We start from the raw sequence: 6258 nt of genomic DNA, 5'->3' as shown, positions 1-6258 counted from the left end.
GGGCGGTGTTGTGGCGGCGGGGCCGGCGCCCGATCGACTGGACGGCCCCGATCACCGTGGCCAACAACCGATCCGGTGGCGGCGTCCGCGTCCAAGACGGTGTCGCCGTCGTCGCGGTGCAGTTGCTGGGCAGAGGTCACCGAGCCACCAGGGTGACCGGCTCGGTGAGCGTCGAGACCGAAAACGTGTTGGACATCGTCGAATTGGTGCCGATGCTGCACCAGGCGCTTGGCCTGCAGCTCGATTCGATCAGCGTGGTCACCATCGGCTCCCGGCACGGCACTATCGGGGACTTTCCGCGTGTCTACGACTCCGAGATCGGAACCCCGCCCTACGCGGGCCGGCGTGAGACGTGGCTGATCATGCGGCTGGCGGTGATCGACAACGCCCAAGCCCTGTTCTGGCGCACGACCGTTGGCGCGGCGGCCATTTCGGTCGCACAACGCATTGCCGGACTGCTGCGTTGCCAGGGGCTGCGCGCCAAGGTGGCCACCGCCACCGACCTCGTCGAGCTCGACCGCCGGCTGGGGTGGGACGCGGTGTCGGGAACCGTGCAGCGATGGAAAGCCATACGCGGAGAAGCGGGTTGGATGACCACCTATGCGTATCCGGCCGAGGCGATCACGTCACGCAACCTCTCGCAGGCGTGGACGCTGCGCGCCGACGAGGTCATCCAGAACGTGACCGTCTTCCCGGACGCCACGTGCACCGCCACCATCACCGTGCGCACACCCACGCCGGCACCGACGCCGCCCAGCGTCATCCTGCGCCGGCTCAACGGCGAGCAGGCCGCCGCGGCGGCCGCCAACATGTGTGGCCCCCGTCCGCACCTGCGTGGATTGCGGCGCAGCCCGTTGCCGGCCGAGCTGATCACCGAGATCGGACCATCGGGCGTGCTGATCGGCAAGCTCAGCAACGGCGACCGGCTGCTGGTGCCGGTCACCGACGCCGGTGAGCTGTCGCGCGTGTTTGTCGCCGCCGACGACCCGATCGCCAAGCGGATCGTGATCCGGACCGCCGGCGCCGGCGAACGGGTGTGCGTGCACACCCGCGACATGTCGCGCTGGATCAGCGTGCGCATGCCGGAGATCAGCGTGGTCAACAGCCCGCGTCCCGCACCGCGGACCACCGTCAGCGTCGTCGAGTACGCCCCGCGGCGGGGGGGCGGCGCGGGCGCGCTCGAGGGCGGCGGTATCGAGGCGGCGATCTCCCCGACCCCGCGACCGGCGACGGTGATCACCATCGCCCCCGCGGGGGCCCAGCTCTCCGAGGCGCATCGGAACGGCTTCGAGGTGATCATCGAGCAACTCGGGCCGGCGGTGGTCAACGTCAGTGCAGCAGGAGAGAATTGGCTCGTCGAGATGGACATGTTCCGCGCCGAGAACCGCTACGTCAGTCTCGAGCCGGTGGGCATCTCGGTCGGCACGTAGCAGGTCAGAAACACGAGTTTGAGGCACGGTGTGATGAGCGCAGTGCCGCGAGGGGTTGTGATGGGTGATTTGCAAACCGCCCGAAGGCATTTCGATCGTGCCATGGCGATCAAGAGCCGGCAGGGCCGGGCGGCGGCGCTGCCGGAGTTCGTCGCTGCCACCGACGCCGACCCGTCGATGGCCGACGCCTGGTTGGGGCGCATCGCGTGCGGTGACAACGACCTGGCGTCGTTGCGGCAGCTCTACGCCACCAGCGAATGGCTGCACCGCGAAACCACGCGCATCGGGCAGACGCTGGCCGCCGAGATCCAGCTGGGTCCCTACATCGGCATCACCGTCACCGACGCGTCACAGGTGGGGCTGGCGTTGGCGTCCGCGTTGACGATCGCCGGGGAGTACGCCGAGGCGGACCGGCTGCTGGCCAACCGTGACCTGCTCGATTCCTGGACCAACTATCAGTGGCACCAGCTGGCCCGCACGTTCTTGATGTACCGGACCCAACGCTGGCCGGACGTCTTGCTGGCCGCCGCCGACGAGTTGCCCGCCCAGGCCATCGTCATGTCGGCGGTGACCGCGTCGATCTGCGCGCTGGCCGCCCATGCCGCCGCCCATCTCGGGCAGGGCCGGGTGGCGCTGGACTGGCTGGACCGCGTCGACGTGATTGGGCACACCCAGTCGTCGTCGCGCTTCGACGCCGATGTGCTGACCGCGTCGATCGGACCGGCCGACATTCCGCTGCTGGTCGCCGATCTGGCCTATGTGCGGGGGATGGTGCACCGTCAGCTGCGCGAGGAGGACAAGGCCCAGATCTGGCTATCCAAGGCCACCATCAACGGCGTCCTGACCGAGGCGGCCAAAGAGGCACTGGCCGACCCGAACCTGCACCTGGTGGTCACCGACGAAGAAACCATCAACAGCCGCACCGATCGATGGGACGCCTCGTCGGCCAAGAGCCGCGACGAACTCGACGACGCCGCCGCCGCCGACGTGCGCGCCGAGCTGTTGGCCGAGGGCCGCAAGCTGCTGGCCAAGCAGGTGGGACTGGCCGCGGTCAAGCAAGCGGTCGCGGCGCTGGAGGACCAACTCGAAGTGCGGATGATGCGGCTCGAGCATGGCCTGCCGGTGGAGGGTCAGACCAACCACATGCTGCTGGTGGGTCCGCCCGGTACCGGTAAGACGACCACCGCCGAGGCGCTGGGCAAGATCTATGCCGGCATGGGAATCGTGCGCCACCCCGAGATCCGCGAGGTGCGCCGGTCGGATTTCTGCGGCCACTTCATCGGCGAATCGGGGCCCAAAACCAACGAGCTGATCGAAAAGTCGCTGGGCCGAATCATTTTCATGGACGAGTTCTACTCGCTGATCGAGCGCCATCAGGACGGCACGCCCGACATGATCGGCATGGAGGCCGTCAACCAGCTCCTGGTGGCGCTGGAAGTGCACCGGTTCGACTTCTGCTTCATCGGGGCGGGCTACGAAGATCAGGTGGACGCCTTCCTCACCGTGAACCCGGGTTTGGCCGGCCGGTTCAACCGCAAGCTGCGTTTCGAGTCCTATTCGCCGGCGGAGATCGTCGAGATCGCGCACCGCTACGCCACGCCGCGCGCCAGCCTGCTCGACGATGGCGCCAAAGAAACGTTCCTGGACGCGGCGACGACGATCCGCAACTACACCACCCCGGGCGGACGCCACGGCATCGACGCCATGCAGAACGGTAGGTTCGCCCGCAACGTCGTGGAGCGCGCCGAGGGTTTCCGCGACACCCGGGTGGTGGCGCAAAAGCGGGCGGGTCAACCGGTGACGGTCGAGGATCTGCAGATCATCACCTCGGCCGACATCCAGGCCGCGGTGCGCAGCGTGTGCTCGGACAACCGCGACATGGCGGCCATCGTCTGGTGACGCGGCTAGGCCGGTTCGAAGCGGAAAACGGCCAACCGACCCGCCAGGGCCTCGAACTCGTCGGGGGTGCCGTCCCGCACCATGCCCGAACGTTTGGCGAAGGCCACCCCGACCGGGACCTCGGTGGGGAAGGCGCGCAGCACCGGTCGCGCCTCGCTGGCGGAGAGTTCGACGATCCGCACCGGGCGTGACCGTCGGCCGCGGCTCAGCGTGCCGGTGCCGGCCGCCCGCGCATTCGCGGCCCAGTCGGCGCCGGGGTAACCGGCCACGACGTAGAGGCCGCCCCGAAAGTTGAAGGGCGTCATCGGGGTTCGGCGCGGTTGGCCCGACTTGCGGCCGGGCACGGTGAGCACCATGGCGGGCCCCGTCGGGATGCCCAACCGTTGGACCGCCATCATGAACTTGTTCATGGGCTTGAGGTAGCGCGGGGGGCGTGGATCGGTCATCTCAGACTCCTTGTTTCTCGTTGCTGAACATCGCTCGGTGTTGGAAAACCCAGTGCGCGAACGGGACTGGCGGCCGACCGAGGATCTTCTCCACGTCGTGGGTGACCAGGGCCGGGTTGTCGAGCGTCTCGGCCTGCATGGCGAGGTAGGCGTCGGCGAATCCGGCGCTGAAGCCCAACCCGACGAATCGTTGCCGCACGGCATCGGCGGGGATCTCGAGGTACTGCAGCGGCCGGCCCAGGACGGCGCCGATGACCTCGACCAGCTCGGCGTTGGTGAAGGCCTGCGGACCGGTCAGCGGGATGCGTTGCCCGGCAAGCTGGTCGGTGAGCAGAGCGTGCGCCGCGACGCCGGCGATGTCGCTCTCGACGATCGGGGCGGCCGATGCCGCGGCGTAGGGTCCGGCGACCACGTCGCCGGCGCGGATCTGCGCCGACCACATTCCGGCGAAGTTGGTGGCGAACACCGTGGGCCGCAGGCTGACCCAGTCCAAACCGGAGTCGACGGCGACGCGCTCGACCTCCCGGTTGCGGTCGCCGCGGAACCGGGACGGCTGCCGGGCGACGTCGTCGTCGGCGTTGATCGCCGACAACGCCACCAGCTTGCTGACACCGGCGGGCCCGCACCGGGCCACCACGTCTTCGAGTTGCACACCCAGCGCCCGCGAATTCAGGAAGACCGCGGAGGCACCGGGTAGCGCCTCGGCGGCCGAGCCGAACACCTCCACCTCGGGTGGAAATCCGGCCGGCCCCGGTTGCCGGGTGACCGCCCGCACGCGGGCTCCCGCGGCGAGCAGTTCGGTGACGAGTGGGCGGCCGACGTTGCCGGTCGCACCGGTGACGACGATGGTCATGACGAGCATCCTTTCCGTGAACTTTGTGCACTGGGAGAAACGACGAGGCAAAAGGTGGGAAAGTTACCCGGCAGAACGTGTAACTTTTCGCCCCAGCAGATCGTCGAAGAGTCATGAACCAGTCGCAGTCCACCGGCGATCAGGTCGGCGAGGCCTGGCGTCGGCACCGCCCATACCTGGTCAACCTCGCCTACCAGATGCTGGGCGACATCGGCGACGCGGAAGACGTTGCGCAAGAGGCCTTTTTGCGATTCTCGCGCGCCGACGTGAGCGAGATCGAGGACGCCCGGGGCTGGCTGACCGTGGTGGCGAGCCGGCTGTGCCTGGACCAGGTGCGTTCGGCCCGCGCCCGATACGAACGGCCCGGAGAGGTTGCGGAGCAACCGGCGCCAGGCCGCTTCGACCCGGCCGACCGGGTCACGCTCGACGACGAGATCCGCACCGCCCTGCTCGAAGTCCTGCGCAGGCTCAGCCCCGCTGAGCGGGTCGCCTTCGTGCTGCACGACGTGTTCGGCGTCCCGTTCGACTCGATCTCGCAGACCGTGGGCCGCCCGGTCGGCACCTGCCGCCAGCTGGCGCGCAGGGCGCGCACGAAATTCCATGCGGCACAACCGAAATTGAGTGAAGTCGCATCGGCCGAACACCAATTGGTGACCGAGAAGTTCATCACCGCATGCGCCAACGGTGACCTCGAAGCGTTGGCCGCCGTCCTGGATCCGACGGTGTGGGGCGTGGGCACCATCCTCGCGGACCCGGCGCCGCCACAGCAGATCAACCACGGGCCAGATGCGGTGGCCACCAACCTGTTGCGCTACCTGTGGCCGGACGTGACCCTGGTCAGCGGCCCCGTCGGGGGACCGGTGCTGCTGGCCTTCAGCGAGCGCCGCCTGTTCGCCGTCATCGTGCTGACGATCCGCGGGGCCCGGGTCATGAAGATCGAGGCGATCGCCGACCCGTCGGCGCGGGCTTAGTTCGGCATGCCCGCGTGGTCTGCGCCGCCGTGCGGACGCGCCGCGAAGTATCCGGCGATGGTCGCGGTGATCTCGAGGAATTTGCGCCGCGTGGCCGGGGCCATCTCGTGACCCACGTCGATCACGCCGCCGGGCCGCAGGTGGGGATCGAAGGGCACTTCGATCACCGGCCGGCCATGGTCGGTGAATTCGCGGGCGAGCAACGCGCGGGTGCGTTTGTCGGCATGACCGTCGGAATCGTTGAGCACCACGATGGTGTGGCTCAACAGCGCGGCCAGGCCCTGATCCGCCAGCCACTCCATGGTCCGCGCGGCTGCGGATGCGCCGTCGGCCCAGGGGGAGGACACCACGATCAGCGCATCGAGGTCGCGCAGGACCTCCTGGGTGAGCGGCGCGTCCATGGTCGAACCGCAGTCGATGACGGAGATCGTGAAATGGCGGTCCAGTCGCAGCGCGGCTTCCCGGTAGATCGCGGGATCGAGCACGCGGCGCGGCCCCGACGCCGGCTCCCCGGCGAGGACATGAAGACCCGCGGCATTGCGGCCCAGCCGCGCCACCACATCGTCGAAGGATCGCAGGTTCTTGTCGGCGGTCAGCTCCCAGAACGAGCCCGTCGACGCCGGATCGATCCGGCTGCTGAGCCGTCCGAACGCGGTGTC

6 protein-coding genes are annotated in these 6258 nt (G+C 68.8%); 3 read left to right on the top strand and 3 right to left on the bottom strand.

Going from position 1 to position 6258, the window contains the following annotated elements; all coding sequences use genetic code 11:
* Both eccE and eccA2 read left to right on the top strand, forming a co-directional pair.
* On the top strand, window positions 1–1430 hold a 1430-nt coding region (gene eccE, locus A9W96_RS09765; RefSeq protein ID WP_067139339.1), incomplete at its 5' end, for a type VII secretion protein EccE.
* A 60-nt stretch (window positions 1431–1490) separates the two neighbouring features.
* Entirely contained in the window at window positions 1491–3329 is a 1839-nt protein-coding gene (eccA2, locus tag A9W96_RS09760; protein WP_197499471.1) for a type VII secretion system ESX-2 AAA family ATPase EccA2, read from the top strand.
* A 5-nt stretch (window positions 3330–3334) separates the two neighbouring features.
* Here the strand turns inward: eccA2 and A9W96_RS09755 are convergent, their stop codons facing one another.
* A complete protein-coding gene (locus A9W96_RS09755; protein ID WP_066870112.1) occupies window positions 3335–3775 on the bottom strand; it encodes a nitroreductase family deazaflavin-dependent oxidoreductase in 441 nt (146 codons plus the stop codon).
* A gap of 1 nt (window position 3776) precedes the next feature.
* Window positions 3777–4628: an NAD(P)H-binding protein gene (locus A9W96_RS09750; RefSeq protein WP_067139336.1), complete on the bottom strand. Its 852-nt coding sequence runs from the start codon at window positions 4626–4628 to the stop codon at window positions 3777–3779.
* Between the two features lie 113 nt (window positions 4629–4741).
* Between A9W96_RS09750 and sigI the strand changes: the two genes are divergently transcribed.
* Entirely contained in the window at window positions 4742–5599 is an 858-nt protein-coding gene (gene sigI / locus A9W96_RS09745) for an RNA polymerase sigma factor SigI (protein ID WP_067139333.1), read from the top strand.
* Here sigI and A9W96_RS09740 read toward each other — a convergent pair.
* Window positions 5596–6258: MinD/ParA family protein (locus A9W96_RS09740; RefSeq protein ID WP_066870118.1), on the bottom strand; the 663-nt coding region annotated here is incomplete at its 5' end. The genes sigI and A9W96_RS09740 overlap by 4 nt on opposite strands.

Source organism: Mycobacterium sp. 1245852.3 (assembly GCF_001669335.1).
Taxonomy (GTDB): domain Bacteria; phylum Actinomycetota; class Actinomycetes; order Mycobacteriales; family Mycobacteriaceae; genus Mycobacterium; species Mycobacterium europaeum_A.
The sequence above is the reverse complement of the archived record's forward strand: the minus strand, read 5'-3'. Positions and strand labels throughout refer to the sequence as shown.